This window comes from Yoonia sp. (genome assembly GCF_017854565.1).
Classification (GTDB): domain Bacteria; phylum Pseudomonadota; class Alphaproteobacteria; order Rhodobacterales; family Rhodobacteraceae; genus Yoonia.
The window spans coordinates 63,103-77,791 of sequence record NZ_JAFMHJ010000014.1; the positions used below are offsets into that span (position 1 = coordinate 63,103).

A 14,689-nucleotide genomic window follows, 5' to 3' on the forward strand; every position below is an offset into this window, starting at 1 on the left:
CTTGTATCTCCTTTGTGGGCCAGCCTGCCTGCCTTTTGATGATCCGTGCAATGCACACGCAGGTGATCTCACGCGCTGTTTACCTCTTGGAACATTTCTCATCCCGCCCTAGCGTTCCGACAGGAGGACCAAAATGACCGAAGTCACCACACACCAAGCCGAAGAAGACGCGCGCAACGAACATATCCTGATCTACGTCGATGGCCGGATTGTCCCGAAATCGCAGGCCACGGTCAGCGTCTATGACAGCGGCTTCATGTTGGGCGACGGCGTGTGGGAAGGGTTGCGGCTGTATAGCGGCACCTGGGCCTTCATGGATGAACATATTGGTCGACTGTTCGAGGCGGCCAAGGCGATCGACCTGGATATCGGCATGGACCGGAACGGCGTCATCGCGGCCTTGCTGGCGACGCAGGACGCCAACGGTATGACCACCGATGCCCATGCGCGCCTGATGATCACCCGGGGCGTCAAGGTCCGCCCGTTCCAGCACCCCGGTTTATCGCGGTCCGGGCCGACGTTCGTGATCATCATGGAGCATTCCAAACCGAAGATTCCGCGCCCGATTACCTTGGCCACGGTCCCGCATCAGCGCGGCTTGCCCATGACCCAGGACCCCAAGCTAAACAGCCATTCGAAACTGAACTGCATCCTTGCCTGTATCGCGGCACAAAAGGCCGGCGCCGACGAAGCGCTGATGCTGGACGTGCATGGTTTCGTGAACACGACCAACGCGTGCAATTTCTTTATCGTCAAGAAGGGGGCGGTTTGGACCTCGACCGGGGATTACTGCATGAACGGGATCACCCGGCAAAAGGTGATCGACCTGTGCCGCGCCAATGGCATCCCGGTGTTTGAACGCAACTTCAGCCTGGTCGATACCTACAGCGCGGACGAGGCATTCCTGACCGGCACCTTCGGTGCGCAAACGCCCGTCAGCCACATCGACGGGCGCCAAATCGGTGCCGGGACCATGGGGCCGGTAACCCAAAGCATACGCACGCTATACGTTCAGCTTCTGTACGCGGTCTGTACGTGATGCGGATCGCCATGTGGTCGGGGCCGCGCAATCTGTCAACTGCGATGATGTATGCCTTTGGGAACCGTTCAGACTTTGCCGTTTGGGACGAACCATTCTATGCGCCCTACCTTGCGGCAACGGGTGCGGACCACCCGATGCGGGCCGAAATTATCGCGGCCCATGAAACTGACCCCACCAAGGTCGCGGCGCGTTGTTTAGACACTATTCCGGCGCAAAAGCCGCATTTTTATATGAAACATATGCCACACCACATGATCGACGGGTTTTCCCTCGACTGGGCGAAACAGTGTGTGAATATTCACCTGATCCGCCACCCCGCGCGGGTGATCGCCAGCTACGGGGCAAAGCGGCCGGACATGACGCTGGACGATATCGGCTTTGCGCAGCAATCCGCGCTTTTTGACAGGATTGGCGGGGTCGTGATCGACAGCGCAGACATTCGGAAAAACCCAGAAAAAGCCCTTGTCAGGCTCTGTAATGCGATTGATCTGCCCTTTGATCCAGCCATGCTGCACTGGCCAAAAGGCCCAAAGGCCGATGACGGAGTTTGGGCCGCGCATTGGTACAACGCAGTCCATCAAAGTTCGGGTTTTGCAGGGCCAGAAGGGCCAATGCCGCAGCTGACGGGCCGTGCGGCCACGCTTTGCGCGGCTGCACGGGGTCACTATGAAAGGCTTGCCGCGCTGGCCTTATGACTTCAGGCGCCGGTTCCGTGCCGCCAGCAGTTTCAGACGCAGCGCATTCAGTTGAATGAAACCCTGCGCGTCGCTCTGGTCATAGGCACCGGCATCGTCTTCAAACGTCACATGTGCCTCGGAATAAAGCGAATGATCCGACCAGCGTGCGACCGTGTTGCAAGAGCCTTTGTAAAGCTTGACGCGCACGGTGCCAGTTACATGTTCTTGTGATTTGTCGATGAGCGCCTGCAGCATCTCGCGTTCTGGCGAGAACCAGAAGCCGTTGTAAATCAGCTCTGCGTAACGCGGCATGATGCTGTCTTTCAGGTGGCCTGCACCGGAATCCAGCGTGATCTGCTCAATCCCGCGGTGCGCCTCCAGCAATATGGTGCCGCCGGGGGTTTCGTATATCCCGCGCGATTTCATACCGACAAAGCGGTTTTCGACCAGATCAAGCCGACCGACGCCATGTTTGCCGCCCAGTTCATTCAGCTTCGTCAAAACGGTCGCAGGCGACATCGCCTCACCATTGATCGCGACCGCATCGCCATGCTCAAACGTGATTTCCACCATTTCCGGCGTGTCGGGCGCATCTTCAGGCTTAACCGTGCGCTGATAGACATAATCGGGCGCTTCTTCGCCGGGGTTCTCAAGCACTTTGCCTTCGGATGACGTATGCAGCAGGTTGGCATCCACACTAAACGGTGCCTCGCCGCGTTTATCCTTGGCTACGGGAATTTGATGCGCTTCGGCGAATTCCAAAAGACGTGTCCGGCTGGTCAGATCCCATTCACGCCAAGGCGCAATGACCTTAATTTCTGGATTCAGGGCATAGGCCGCCAGTTCAAACCGGACCTGATCGTTGCCCTTGCCGGTCGCGCCGTGGGATACTGCATCGGCGCCTTCGGCTGCAGCAATTTCGACCAGACGCTTGGAAATCAGCGGGCGGGCGATGGAGGTGCCCAGCAGATACAGCCCTTCGTACAGCGCATTGGCGCGGAACATCGGGAACACGAAATCGCGCACGAATTCTTCGCGCAGGTCTTCCACATAGATGGCGCTTGCGCCCATCATTTCGGCCTTTTTGCGGGCCGGTTCCAATTCTTCACCCTGGCCCAGATCGGCGGTAAAGGTCACGACCTCGCAACCGTATTCGATTTGCAGCCATTTGAGGATGATCGAGGTATCAAGGCCACCGGAGTAGGCCAAAACGACTTTTTTCGGAGCGGTCATGGATATGCCTTTACGTCAATGTATCTGGAAACGCGCGATATCGGTTTTCCGCAGGCAGGGCAAGAACAGCGCAGCCGATGATCGAAACAACGATCGTTGGCGCTTTGGTGAAGATGTGCGTTTAGCTGGCTAAAATGAGCTGCGCCAGAAACGCGGCGTCGCCTTCATTGAAAAGCAGCGAAACCGCTGCGTCCTGGTCCATCCAGATGGCGGTATGGCCCGGTTCTGTCGGCGGGCCCAATCGGCGGACGGGAAAGGCTTGATAGATGTGGCACACTTTTTCGGCCCATTTGTCATATTCCGGCATATATGTGAACCGCCGGAACGCGCCCAAACGGCGGGGCCGGGCGATGCGCCATCCGGTTTCTTCATAGGTTTCGCGGTGAAGCGCCTGAATGGCCCCTTCGCCCGGATCAATGCCCCCGCCGGGCAACTGCAATTCGTCCTGTTCGGCCTTTTGTCGGGTCAGCAAGACCTGCCCGTCACGGCGCAAGACCGCGTATGCCCCATGGCGTACCTGATAGCGTTGGGCGCTGAGTGGCGCCTCACCATATCGTCTGATCATCACTTCTTCCCTTGGACGCTGGCTTGCCCCGCCTATATAGGCGCGGTATGCCCACTCCTGACATGTAAGGAAAGCCCATGAGCCTCAGCGCACAGATCGCTTGGGACGACACCGTCCTGCCGTTTCAACTTGATGCATCCGACATCCGTGGCCGGGTGGCCCGTTTGGATGGCGTGTTGGAGCAGGTATTGTCGCAGCACGACTATCCGCCAATCATCGAAGGGCTGGTCGCTGAAATGGCTTTGCTGACCGCGTTGATTGGCCAGACCATGAAGCTGCGTTGGAAGCTGTCGCTTCAGGTGCGCGGCTCTGGTGCTGTGCGCCTGATTGCAACAGACTACTATGGCCCAACAGATGAGGGGCAGCCAGCCCGCGTTCGCGCGTATGCCTCCTATGACGCTGATCAGTTGGATCATGATGCCGACCCGTTTGGCCATCTTGGCAGCGGTTATTTCGCAATCTTGATTGATCAGGGCGAAGGAACGACGCCATATCAGGGGATAACCCCGATCACCGGTGGTTCGTTGTCATCCTGCGCCGAGGCATATTTCGCCCAGTCTGAACAGCTGCCGACCCGGTTTTCGCTGACGTTTGGTCAGTCCCAACTGCCCGGAGAAGCCACCCGGTGGCGCGCTGGTGGTGTGATGCTGCAACATATGCCCAAGGCGTCACCCTTTGCCGCGGGCGACGGGGGGTCGGGCGAAGGTGGATTGCTGGAGGCAGTGGATATCTTGACCCAGGATGAGGGTGAAAATTGGAAACGGGCCAATGTGCTGTTGGATACGGTTGACGATATCGAACTGATTGGCCCGACGGTCGCGCCAACGGACTTGCTGATCCGGTTGTTCCACGAAGAAGGGCCGCGCGTTTTCGACGCGCAGCCAGTCACGTTTGGCTGCACATGTTCCGCAGATCGCGTCAGGCAAAGTCTTTCGATTTATTCGGCCAAGGACATCGGCACGATGACGACCGACGCGGGCACTGTGACTGCGGATTGTCAGTTTTGCGGCGCGCACTACACCTTTTTGCCCGAGACGCTGGGGTTCGAGGCCAAGGATCAAAGTGTCTGACCTGCACAAACGATTGATTGACGCGCTGGCCAAAAAAGGCTGCGCGTCGTCAGATTTTGATCTGAACAATGATGTTCAGGCACCTGATGCGAAATTAACGCCGGCGGCGGTGCTGATTGCCATTCGGGCCGAAACACAGACTGTTATTCTTACCAAACGCTCGGCTCGGTTAAAACATCATCCGGGGCAAATTGCGTTTCCGGGGGGCAAGCAGGACCCGACAGATCCAACCCTGATCGCCGCTGCCATGCGCGAGGCCAATGAGGAAATCGGTCTGCCGGGGCACATTGTCAACATCCTTGGCGAATTGCCCGTCCATCGGACGGTCACCGGCTATCAGGTCACGCCGGTTCTGGCATTGCTGACGGGCCACTACGATCCAATTCCTGAAGCGGGCGAAGTGAGCGAAGTGTTCGAGGTCCCGCTTGCCCATGTCATCAACACAACGCTGTTCCGGGTCGAGGGCCGTCATTGGCAGGGCCGCAAACGCCACTATTATGCCGTTCCCTATGGCCCCTATTATATCTGGGGTGCAACGGCATGTATCCTGCGTGTCCTTGCGGAACGCATGGCATGACCCGGATCACCGCATCTTGGCTGACGGATATTGGGCCGCAAACGGTCTGTCGCGTCTTGACTGACGCGGGGTATCAGGCGTGGTTTGTCGGCGGATGCGTTCGCAATGAGCTGCTGCACGAACCGGTTGCTGATCTTGATCTGGCGACCGACGCACACCCTGACGTGGTGACCCGGCTTGCGCAGGCTGCGGGTCTTGTGGTGATACCGACCGGAATTGACCATGGAACAGTCACTGTCATTTCCCAAAACGTGCCGTTTGAGGTGACGACGTTCCGCCATGATATTGCAACGGACGGACGGCGCGCCACTGTCGCATTTGCCGATAATATGACAGATGACGCGCGGCGCCGGGATTTTACCGTCAACGCGCTTTACGCGGGTCCCGACGGCACTGTCGTCGATCCGCTTGGCGGGCTGCCAGACCTATACGCGCGCCGCATCCGTTTTATCGAAGATGCCGACCAGCGCATCAAAGAGGATTATCTGCGGGTCCTGCGGTTTTTCCGCTTTTTTGCATGGTATGGCGATGTGAACGAAGGCCCGGACCGCGACGGCATTGCTGCGTGCGCGGATAATATCGAAGGATTGCAAGGTCTTTCCAAGGAGCGGGTCACCAGCGAGTTGCTGAAACTGCTTGCCGCGCCAGATCCGGCGCCGGCTGTTGCATCGTTCGCGGCGACCGGAGGGCTGTTACAAATTCTGCCCGGATCAACCGCCGTCACGCTTGCCGTGTTGATCCATGTCGAACATCAGGCCGCCCTAGCGCCCGATCCAATCCGGCGGCTTGTCGTGCTGGGTGGTGACCCAACGTGCACAATGCGGCTGTCCAACCGGGACGCAAAACGGTACGCGCAAATGCAAAGCGACCTTGCGCCGGGCGCATTGGGTTATCGGTTTGGTCTGCAGATAGCGATGGATGCTCTTGCCGTTCGCGCAGCGTCGCTTGGGCGCGAAATCGACCCCGATGCGGCTGAAGCCGCAAAAACGGGTGCAGGTGAGGTTTTTCCCCTAAAGGCCGCTGACCTGATGCCGGAAATTCAGGGCGCTGCGCTGGGCAAGGCACTGAAAGACGCCGAAAACCGATGGATTGCTTCGGGATTCACCCTGACAAGAGCCGACTTGCTTGGCTGAGCTTTTGCCTCTTATCGGGTTCGTGTTCCTTGGCTTGTTTTCGCCGGGACCGAACGTGATTTTATTGACCGCCTCGGGCGCGCGATTTGGGTTCAAGCGCACGATCCCGCATATCCTGGGGGTCGCAATTGGTGTCGGCATTACGGCTGGCATTACTGGCCTGGGCATCGGTGCGTTGCTTGCCGTGGTACCGATGCTGACCGCACTGCTGAAAATCGTGGCCAGCCTTTGGATACTTTGGATGGCCGTGATCCTGTGGCGTGCAGATCCGGCCAAGACCAACAGCCGCGCGCGCCCGTTCTCCTTTATCGAGGCGATCCTGTTCCAGTGGATCAACCCCAAGGTCTGGGCCGTCGCCATGAGCGCGACAGCCTATGTCGCAACGTTGCCAGCAATGGACCAAGCGATGACATTGGGTGTGATGTTTTCGACGCTGAACCTTGGTGTCTGCCTGTTCTGGACAATGGCTGGCGCGCTGCTGTCGTATTTGCTGACAAATCCGGTCGCGTGGCAGATTTTTCTGCGTATCATGGCTATTGGGCTTGTCGGGTTTTCGGCGCTAATTTTTATCTGAGCCAATCACCTTGCCGTATGCTTGGAAGAACGCATCAGCGCCCTAGATAAAGAAATGGATGGCGTTATCCTGCAGGCATCCATTTGTCACGGATAACCCACGGCACAAAGGTTGCTTTATGACACCAGAACGCTGGATCGACCCATTTGAGCCCGCAAGGGGCGCGCCGCCGGATACGCTGATGGCGTTTCTGCGCTGGGCGTTGCGCGGTAGCCTGACCATGGTGACATTGGGTGGAATAGTGTCTGCCTTGGCGGGCACGCTAGAGGTGCTGACCGCGCTTATGCTGGGTTGGGTCATTGACGGCGCACTTAATTCTTCCCCTGATCAGTATCTGGCGGATAACGCGGCGCTTTTGATCGGGGTGATGGTTTTTTTCACCATTCTGCGCCCGATCATACTGGGTGTATCGGGCGTGATGCAGTCTGTCGTTGTCGGGCCGTCACTCAGCAATTTGATCCTGTCGCGGCTGCACCGCCATTCGCTTGGGCAATCGGTCACCTTTTTCGACGATGATTTTGCGGGACGGATTGCGCAAAAACAGATGCAAGCGGCGCGCGCGACGACCGACCTTACGGTCGATATGATTCACACGGTCGCTTTCGCGCTAGCATCCCTGATCGGGTCGGTCGTTTTGCTGCTGACGATTGATTTGCGCACCGCAGGCCTGTTGGCGCTGTGGGTCGTTGCGTATATTTGGCTGATCCGCTTTTTCATGCCGCGTATTCGGGAACGGTCAAAGGCGCGGGCCGGAACCCGTGCGATGGTGACGGGTCAGATTGTCGATACGATCACGAATATCAAAACCGTTAAATTATTTGCCCATGACGCGCATGAAGATCGGGCTGCAATTGACGCGATGGAAAACTACTGGGGCACGGCGGTTAATTATGGCTGGTTGTCGGCGTCGTTTCGGTTTTGGCTGATGGCGTTGGGCGGGACTTTGCCGATCCTGCTTGTTGGTATGACGCTGTATTTCTGGACGACGGGGGCCGCAACGGCGGGCAATATCGCTGCGGCTGGCGCTATTGCGCTGCGCCTGTCACAGATGACTGGTTGGGTCAGTTTTGCGCTGATGGGGATGTACGCCAACGTGGGCGAAATCGAAGATGCGATGCGCACCCTTAGCCCGGCACATCAACTGACCGATGCGCCGGACGCGGGGCAGTTATCAGCGGATCGCGGCGCGATCAGGCTGGAGGATGTCAGCTTTAGCTATGGTGGTGGGCCGGGGGGCCTGGATCATGTGAGCCTGACGGTGAATCCGGGTGAAAAACTGGGCATTGTGGGCGCGTCCGGTGCAGGTAAATCGACCTTGGTTGCCCTGTTGCTGCGGCTTTATGACACTGAATCCGGTAGGATTTTGATCGATGGGCATGATGTGCGCGATGTGACTCAGGAAAGCCTGCGCCGACAGATCGCCATGGTGACACAGGAAACGGCGATGTTTAACCGCTCTGCGCGGGACAACATCCGCTATGGCAAACATGATGCGACGCAGGTTGAGGTTGAAGATGCCGCGCGGCAGGCTGAGGCGCATGATTTCATTCTTGATTTGCTCGATCACAAGGGGCGCACTGGCTATGCTGCACATCTTGGCGAACGGGGTGTCAAGCTGTCGGGCGGGCAGCGACAGCGGATTGCGATCGCGCGCGCCATCTTGAAGGACGCGCCGATATTGGTTCTGGATGAGGCGACCAGCGCGCTTGATTCCGAAGTAGAGGCCGCGATTCAAGCAGCGCTAGAGTCTATGATGGACGGTAAAACGGTCATAGCGATTGCGCACCGTCTGTCCACGCTGGCGCGCATGGACCGCATCATCGTCCTTGACGCGGGCCGCATCGTCGAACAAGGAACACACGAGGACCTGCTGGCCAAAGGCGGGCTTTATGCCCGCTACTGGAACCGCCAGTCGGGCGGGTTCATTAATGTGAAAGACGCGGCGGAATAAATGCTGACAATCGAAAGTTTGACCCACCTTGGAATGGGGCGCGCCTCTGACGGGCGGTCGCTGTTGCCGCGTGTGCTGCCGGATGAAGAAGTGAGCGTGGCGCAGGACGGTACGATCCGCATCGTGACGCCATCAACGGATCGGGTCGCGCCGCCATGTCGGCATTTCAAGACCTGCGGCGGTTGCGCAATGCAGCATGCAACAGACGCCTTTGTTGCCGATTGGAAACTGGGAATCGTGCAAAAGGCGCTGAAGGCGCATGGGTTGGCCCCTGATTTCCGGGCTATTGTGACGTCGCCGCCGCAATCGCGACGACGCGCGAAACTATCGGGTCGGCGCACCAAAAAAGGCGCAATGGTCGGCTTTCATGCGCGCGCTTCGGATGTTTTGGTTGCCGTGCCGGAATGCCAGCTGCTGACACCGGCCCTGATCGCCAGCTTTCCCGCACTTGAAGCGCTAACCGTCATCGCCTGTTCGCGCAAAGGCGAGATTGATCTGACTGTGACCGAAGCGCCGCTTGGCGTGGATGTTCTTGTTAACACCGACAAAGAACTGACCCCACAATTGCGGATGGAGCTGGCGGAATTTGCCCAACAACATCGGCTAAGCCGACTGGTTTGGAATGACGAACCTGTGGTGACGCTGAACCCGCCAGCGCAAGACTTTGGGGGGACGCCGGTGGTCCCGCCGCCCGGTGCGTTTCTGCAAGCCACTAAACACGGCGAAGCGGCGTTGCTGCAAGGGGTCGCGGAAATAACCCATAAGGCCGCCCGCATTATCGACCTGTTCGCTGGCTGTGGCACATTTACCTTGCCCCTGGCCAAGCACGCCGAAGTGCATGCGGTTGAAGGCGACAAGCCCATGCTTGCCGCGCTTGACCGTGGCTGGCGATCAGGGCGCGAACTGCGTCGGGTGACCACAGAGGCGCGTGATCTTTTCCGTCGGCCGCTGGAACCTGATGAGCTGCGCCATTTTGATGCCGCTGTCATTGATCCGCCACGCGCCGGGGCCGAGGCGCAGATTGAAACGCTGGCAAGATCGGACATCAGGAATATCGCAATGGTGTCGTGCAATCCGGTGACATTTGCCCGTGATGCCAAAACGCTGACCGATGCTGGTTTTGCCCTGAATTGGGTGCAGGTCGTTGATCAGTTCCGCTGGTCTGCGCATGTTGAGGTGGTCACGTCGTTCACGCGAAAATAAATTCACTGCCACAGCTTTTCCTACCTTTCATCATATTTTTCCTGTACACGGAAAAAAACGGCGTAGACCGCAAAGATGGGCAGTAGTGATGATTTCAAGACGATCAGTGATGGTTGGCGCGGCGCTTGGCATGGCCGGCTGCGCGGCGGAAACCCCGCAATATATCGGGCCGGACGTGACCCGTATTCAGGTATTCAAAGAACAAAGAACCTTGCAGTTGCTGAACCAGGACCTGTTGCTACGCGCCTATAATTTCGAACTGGGGTTCGCACCATCTGGCCATAAAGAGCGGGAAGGTGACGGGCGCACGCCCGAAGGCGCCTATCGCATTGATCGCCGCAATCCCAATAGCAGCTTTTACCTGTCGCTTGGCATTTCGTATCCGAATGCGAACGATATCGCCAATGCACGCGCGCTTGGCGTTCCGCCGGGCGGCGATATTTTTATCCACGGCACACCAACCCGTGCGCTGGGCGTAAAGGATTGGACGTGGGGCTGCATCGCCGTGCAAAACGAGGAGATGGATGAAATCTATGCGATGGTCCAAACCGGCACACAGATTTTCATCTACGCTTAGAACGCTCCGCTTGGGATTGGTTGCGTGATTGCAGGGTCGCTGCCCATGTTCAACGTCCACCAAAGCTTGCCTGCCGGCTCCTGAAACCATGCGAAACCCATCAGCCGCGCGTTTGGATCCATGATCACGGTGCGCGTATCAGGCTGTGCCATCCATGCGGCCAGTGTCTGCAAATCTGATTCGTAAGATTCTGAAATATTCTCGCCTTGCAGACGGCCCGGAAAGCCAACGCGCCGTGCGCGGTCAACGGGGCTGGACCCGTCGGACCCAAAAAGCCAAGGCCGGTTTTGGCGGGACATATCGCGTGCATGCGTTGCTGCCGCTGCATTCAGACGCCCATCAAGCTGGACGGGTGGCAAGCCGGCCGATTGGCGCAGCGCATTTACGCTATCAAGCATGCGAAACTGAAGCTCGGCTTCTTGTCCGGGCTGAATACGGTAAACCGATGGCAGCGGCAGGCCGTCGGGGCCAAGCCTGCCTGCTGGAACCTGTGCGCAAGCGGTAACCCCTATGGCTGCCAACCCAAAAATCATGTCGCGTCGATACATTTGCTGCTCGCCTTGTTGCGTTGTCATTTCTTAGCGGTATTGACGTCACACTTCAAACCCACATCGGCGCCTAAGCGCCATTGTGACATTTGTTTGAATTGCGGTGGCGTGCCAGACACATTAGATTGCACCCAGAGACGACAAACGACCCTGAAATGGAGACGAAGATGTCCAACGCCCTTTCACGCCGCAGCTTTCTTGCGGCGACTGCCGCCGTAGTCGGGACCGGTGCCGTGGCGCAAACCGCAGGCACGACCGAGATCGAAGGCGATATCAGCCAAGGTGTGCAGCGAAATATTTCGAGTTTCCGATCGCTTGATTGGCAGCCGTACTTCAGCGACCTGCGCAACGGGGCGATCCTTGTCGATATTCAGTCACGGGCGCTGCATTACTGGTCCGAGGACGAGGCGGTCTATAAGCTGTTCCCGACCAGCGTGCCGTTGACCGAGGATTTGACCCGCACGGGCCGCACAGAGATTACCCGCAAGGTTGAAGGCCCAAGCTGGGCACCGACGCCAGCCATGCGCATCCGTAATCCCGAATGGCCGGAATTCATCGGTCCGGGCCCAGACAATCCGTTGGGCACGCACGCTCTTTATCTGTCATGGCAGTATTACCGCATCCACGGCACGCATGACACGCGCAAGATTGGGCGGCGGTCGTCAAACGGCTGTATTGGGCTTTACAATGAGCAAATCGCCGAACTGTTTGGCTACGCTAAAGTCGGCACTCAGGTTTTGCTGATTTAAGCGTCGGGGGCCGCCTTGCAGATTTCGTCGTGTTGGTTGTGACGCTTTTCGATCAGGTGTTGTTCCCAAAGATAGGCCGAGGTGACGATCTGTGTCAGATTCTGATGTTTTGGTGCCCACTGTGTGAGCATCTTTAATCTGTCCGAATTTGCCACGACAGAGGCGATTTCCCCAGGGCGCGGGGCTGTCACACTCACGTCAATATTGATGCCCGCGACATCCTGAACACAGTCTATGACTTCGCGCACGGAAAAGCCGTGCCCATAGCCGCAGTTGGCGATGAAGCTGCCCCTGCCTGCCCGCAAGTGGTTCAGCGCCAATAGATGTGCCGCCGTTAGATCGCTGACGTGGATGTAGTCTCGCACGCCAGTGCCATCTTTGGTGCTGTGCTTGTCGCCGAATATATCCATGCAGCTGCGCAGGCCGAGTGCTGTCTGACATGCGACCTTGATCAGATGGGTGGCATGCGGGGTTGATTGCCCTGCGCGTCCCTGAGGGTCTGCGCCTGCCACGTTGAAATAGCGCAGAATCGCGTATTGTAATGGAAATGCCGCTGCGGCGTCTTGCAACATGCGTTCGCTCATCATTTTGGATGCCCCATAAGGGGACACCGGGCAAAGCGGAACGGTTTCGTTGACGGGCTTGCTGTCAACCGTGCCATAGACGGCGGCGGTTGACGAAAACACGAAATTGGGAACCCCGGCTTGAACTGCCGCTTGAAGGAGAGCCAGCGTTTTCGCGCTGTTATTTTGATAGTAATCAAGCGGCTGTGAAACTGATTCCGGCACGACGGTGGAGCCGGCAAAGTGAATGATTGCATCGCATTTATGTTGGGCAAGAACCTGCGATATCAATGCGGCATCGCCAATATCGCCCTGCACAAACATGGCATGACCGGGCACTGCATCGCGAAAACCGCTGCGCAGATCATCGACGACGACGACGTTCTCACCGGCAGCCAGAAGATCCAGCGTCATGTGAGATCCAATGTATCCAGCGCCGCCCGTTACCAACACGGTCATTTCAGTCTCCGAACCTTTGAGATTAGATTATTATGAAGCGTGCGCCACTTAGGCAACCTTCCATAGGTTTACGACTTATGCGCAATCTACTAAAGCAATAATGACGTGTTCACTGCTGACAAAGAGGGACTTTGGTGACGGGAAAATCTGACCGGCTTTACGGAGACACTCATTTCATCACCTATTCGAACGAAAAAGAGCCATTTCGCACGAATGCGGACAACTATTGTGCCGCAGCCCTTGCCGCAGGTTTTACGACTGCGCGTCATTACACCGAAGCGGACCTGCGGCAGACACCGTTCTGGGCCGAGAACGAAGCAATTCTGTCACAGCCGCGGGGCGCCGGTTACTGGCTTTGGAAGCCCTATATTATCTTGGAGACATTGCGGAACGTCGGACCCAATGACATCGTTGTCTACAATGATGCTGGCCGATACCTGCCGGGTAGCTTTGAGCCTTTTCCGGCCTTTCCCCACACCATCTTGACGCTGGTCGCGCGATTGCCAAAGCGGTTCATCCATGCGTTCCGGAATGAATGGTTCAGGCAATGTGCCAATACCAAGATTGATTGCTTCATTCTGATGGATGCCAATACGGATGAAATGCTGCATGCCCCCCAACTGAGTGGTGCCCCGCTTTTTTACATGCCAAGCCCGGAAGGCATTTCGCAGATCGAAGCATGGTTGAGCTATGCCCGCGACCCACGCATCCTGACGGATCTTCCGGCCAGCCTTGGCGTGCCTGAAAGCTGGGACTTTGAGGATCATCGTCATGATATGGCGATTGCCTCGATCTTGGCGCATCAACGCAAAGCAAATTACATTGATGTATCGCGTGCAGGCGCATTCAAAGCCGCAAGGCAGGTCCGACAGCTTTACCCCCAGACGCCACGGACAAATACGCATCCTGGATACCTATCGGAAGTTATCAGGATCGATCTCGAGCAGCGCGGGCTTGATGTGGAAACTGCACCGCTGGATGAGATCTGCAAGGGTTTGGTCATTAACCTGACCGGCGACGAACCTGTGCCGCACATGCCGCGTAGTCGCGGTGCCGCGCAATGGGATGAGATCTATGCAAACCAATTGGCCGCCGATCCGTCGGGCGTTACCGTTGAGATGATTGCTGGCGTTGTGTCGCGCGTCCCCATGACCAGCCTGCGCTTAAATCGACTGGGCAAGCTTAACATCGAAAAAGCGCCCTTTTGGGACGCCGCTCTGCATCATCACGCGGAACTGGTATCGCAAAACAGCGCGCTGACAACTGATTATGACCAAGCAAACGCGCAGGAATACATTATCGCAGCCATCCGCCACGCCGAGGCGTTGCATCCAGACATTGCAGGGCCTCTGCGGGTCAACATGGTGTGGCAAGTCCTGACCAATGAAAACCGAACCCTATATAAAGAACGGCCCAAGGTTGCGGATACGTTAGTTGGACAAGCCGCTATAATGGCAGTTTTCGACGCTGTCGGTGGGTTGGGCGCCACTGTCGAAGATGAACGGCTGATGGGTTTGCATAACTTTCGTTCATTGGTGAACGATGCTGCAAGCGCGATTTTTTCGGGCGGCTAATTTCGGATTGTGGCGGTGGCCTAGTTAAATAATGGGCCCAACAAACCCAAAGCGCCAACAACGCCTGATGCCACAAAGATCCCGGCGACACGCAAGACATTCCTTATTCCGCTTGCGGTTGGTGGCCGTTTTGTTTCGCGTGCCCTGTGGTGTGCGGGTGCTACATATTCGCGTCTGGGCTCAATGTGCCGGGG

Annotated in this window: 15 protein-coding genes; 11 read left to right on the top strand and 4 right to left on the bottom strand. The window is 57.4% G+C overall.

The features are described 5' to 3' along the window. Window positions 1–133 precede the first annotated feature (133 nt). Entirely contained in the window at window positions 134–1,039 is a 906-nt protein-coding gene (locus QZ196_RS08090) for a D-amino acid aminotransferase (RefSeq protein WP_296425317.1), read from the top strand. After that, entirely contained in the window at window positions 1,039–1,737 is a 699-nt protein-coding gene (locus QZ196_RS08095) for an HAD family hydrolase (protein ID WP_296425319.1), read from the top strand. The genes QZ196_RS08090 and QZ196_RS08095 overlap by 1 nt, the downstream gene beginning before the upstream one ends. Here the strand turns inward: QZ196_RS08095 and QZ196_RS08100 are convergent. Together QZ196_RS08100 and QZ196_RS08105 are read right to left on the bottom strand one after the other, a co-directional pair. Next, the gene (locus QZ196_RS08100) at window positions 1,732–2,952 is read right to left on the bottom strand and encodes an argininosuccinate synthase (protein WP_296425320.1); all 1,221 of its coding nucleotides are present in this window, start codon (window positions 2,950–2,952) and stop codon (window positions 1,732–1,734) included. The genes QZ196_RS08095 and QZ196_RS08100 overlap by 6 nt on opposite strands. 121 nt (window positions 2,953–3,073) lie before the next feature. Beyond that, window positions 3,074–3,517: an NUDIX hydrolase gene (locus QZ196_RS08105; RefSeq protein WP_296425321.1), complete on the bottom strand. Its 444-nt coding sequence runs from the start codon at window positions 3,515–3,517 to the stop codon at window positions 3,074–3,076. A gap of 77 nt (window positions 3,518–3,594) precedes the next feature. On the opposite strand from QZ196_RS08105, the gene QZ196_RS08110 reads away from it, so the two are divergent. The 7 genes from QZ196_RS08110 to QZ196_RS08140 all read left to right on the top strand — a co-directional run bounded on the left by QZ196_RS08110 (window position 3,595) and on the right by QZ196_RS08140 (window position 10,602). Further along, window positions 3,595–4,587 (top strand): Hsp33 family molecular chaperone HslO, encoded by a 993-nt coding sequence (locus tag QZ196_RS08110; RefSeq protein WP_296425323.1) that lies wholly within the window; start codon window positions 3,595–3,597, stop codon window positions 4,585–4,587. Next, a complete protein-coding gene (locus QZ196_RS08115) occupies window positions 4,580–5,164 on the top strand; it encodes a CoA pyrophosphatase (protein ID WP_296425325.1) in 585 nt (194 codons plus the stop codon). Before QZ196_RS08110 ends, QZ196_RS08115 begins: the two co-directional genes overlap by 8 nt. Further along, window positions 5,161–6,297: a CCA tRNA nucleotidyltransferase gene (locus tag QZ196_RS08120; RefSeq protein WP_296425327.1), complete on the top strand. Its 1,137-nt coding sequence runs from the start codon at window positions 5,161–5,163 to the stop codon at window positions 6,295–6,297. Before QZ196_RS08115 ends, QZ196_RS08120 begins: the two co-directional genes overlap by 4 nt. After that, complete coding sequence (locus QZ196_RS08125) at window positions 6,290–6,871, top strand: LysE family translocator (protein WP_296425329.1); 582 nt, start codon at window positions 6,290–6,292, stop codon at window positions 6,869–6,871. The genes QZ196_RS08120 and QZ196_RS08125 overlap by 8 nt, the downstream gene beginning before the upstream one ends. 118 nt (window positions 6,872–6,989) lie before the next feature. Continuing rightward, a complete protein-coding gene (locus tag QZ196_RS08130; RefSeq protein WP_296425331.1) occupies window positions 6,990–8,822 on the top strand; it encodes an ABC transporter ATP-binding protein in 1,833 nt (610 codons plus the stop codon). After that, entirely contained in the window at window positions 8,823–10,025 is a 1,203-nt protein-coding gene (locus tag QZ196_RS08135; protein WP_296425334.1) for a class I SAM-dependent RNA methyltransferase, read from the top strand. Between the two features lie 88 nt (window positions 10,026–10,113). Next, on the top strand, window positions 10,114–10,602 hold the full coding sequence (locus QZ196_RS08140; RefSeq protein WP_296425336.1) for a L,D-transpeptidase family protein: 489 nt from the start codon (window positions 10,114–10,116) through the stop codon (window positions 10,600–10,602). Here QZ196_RS08140 and QZ196_RS08145 read toward each other — a convergent pair. Beyond that, the gene (locus QZ196_RS08145; RefSeq protein WP_296425346.1) at window positions 10,599–11,150 is read right to left on the bottom strand and encodes a CAP domain-containing protein; all 552 of its coding nucleotides are present in this window, start codon (window positions 11,148–11,150) and stop codon (window positions 10,599–10,601) included. The two genes, QZ196_RS08140 and QZ196_RS08145, sit on opposite strands and share 4 nt — an antisense overlap. A 167-nt stretch (window positions 11,151–11,317) precedes the next feature. Here QZ196_RS08145 and QZ196_RS08150 point away from each other — a divergent pair, with 167 nt between their 5' ends. After that, window positions 11,318–11,899 carry a L,D-transpeptidase gene (locus QZ196_RS08150; RefSeq protein ID WP_296425338.1) on the top strand — a complete coding sequence of 194 codons (582 nt, stop codon included), beginning with the start codon at window positions 11,318–11,320 and terminating at the stop codon, window positions 11,897–11,899. Here QZ196_RS08150 and galE read toward each other — a convergent pair. Further along, entirely contained in the window at window positions 11,896–12,921 is a 1,026-nt protein-coding gene (gene galE / locus QZ196_RS08155) for a UDP-glucose 4-epimerase GalE (protein ID WP_296425340.1), read from the bottom strand. The genes QZ196_RS08150 and galE overlap by 4 nt on opposite strands. 134 nt (window positions 12,922–13,055) lie before the next feature. Here galE and QZ196_RS08160 point away from each other — a divergent pair, with 134 nt between their 5' ends. Beyond that, a complete protein-coding gene (locus QZ196_RS08160) occupies window positions 13,056–14,495 on the top strand; it encodes a hypothetical protein (protein ID WP_296425342.1) in 1,440 nt (479 codons plus the stop codon). Window positions 14,496–14,689 lie beyond the last annotated feature (194 nt).